Here is a 1,019-nt window from a genome sequence, read left to right as displayed (position 1 = left end):
CGGTACCCCCCACGGTCGCCACCCGACGGACGGTCGTCCCTGCGGAACCCACCACGGTCGCCCCCGCGGTCGTCGCGCCGGTCGCCACCGCGGTACCCCCCACGGTCGCCACCCGACGGACGGTCGTCCCTGCGGAACCCACCACGGTCGCCCCCGCGGTCGTCGCGCCGGTCGCCACCGCGGTACCCACCACGATCGCCACCCGACGGACGGTCATCACGCGACGGACGGTCATCACGCCGGAAGCCGGGGCGGTCTCCACCCCGGTCATCGCGTCGCTCATCGCGCCGGAATCCGCCGCCACGCTCATCATCGCGACGCGGCCCACGCGGCCGGTCATCGCGCCGGTCGCCCCCACGGAATCCCCCGCGGTCGCCGCCCGACGGACGGTCATCACGCCGGAAACCACCACGGTCACCGCCGCGGCTGTCCCGCCCCGCGTGACCGCCACCGCCGCCGGCCGGGCGCCCGCCGCGGTCGCCGTCACGACGCGGACCACGGTCATCACGCCGGAAACCACCGCGGTCGCCGTCGTCGCGCCGCTGCGGCCGGCGCTCCGAACGATCGTCGGAAGAGTTGGTGGACATCGACGTGACTCCTGTCTTCGGTACTGCATTCATTCTCGCGCACCAACCAGTTCGGCGCGCTTCGGCAAAACAAAAAGGACCCTTGGTCCCAGCATGCACGCTGGGACCAAGGGTCCTTGAAAGATTGTTCGGCGGCGTCCTACTCTCCCACAGGGTCCCCCCTGCAGTACCATCGGCGCTGAAAGGCTTAGCTTCCGGGTTCGAAATGTAACCGGGCGTTTCCCTAACGCAATGACCACCGAAACCCTATCGGGTTCTAGCGAACAAGCACACTTTTTAGTTAAAAGAGTGGAACTTGGTTCAACCAGCGATTGCGACTGTTCGCAACCCGGGAACCACACAGTGGACGCGAGCAACTGAGGACAAGCCCTCGGCCTATTAGTACCAGTCAACTCCACCCGTTACCGGGCTTCCATATCTGGCCTATCAACC

General features: G+C 67.3%; 1 rRNA gene and 1 pseudogene. Both read right to left on the bottom strand.

What is annotated here, in order from left to right:
• Positions 1-505: pseudogene (locus ACZ4S3_RS15200) on the bottom strand (hypothetical protein); the annotation flags it as partial.
• Positions 506-713: 208 nt separating this feature from the next.
• Positions 714-830 (bottom strand): 5S ribosomal RNA (gene rrf / locus ACZ4S3_RS15195).
• Positions 831-1,019: the final 189 nt, after the last annotated feature.

The organism is Streptomyces sp. NPDC028368 (assembly GCF_055565615.1).
The sequence above is the reverse complement of the archived record's forward strand: the minus strand, read 5'-3'. Positions and strand labels throughout refer to the sequence as shown.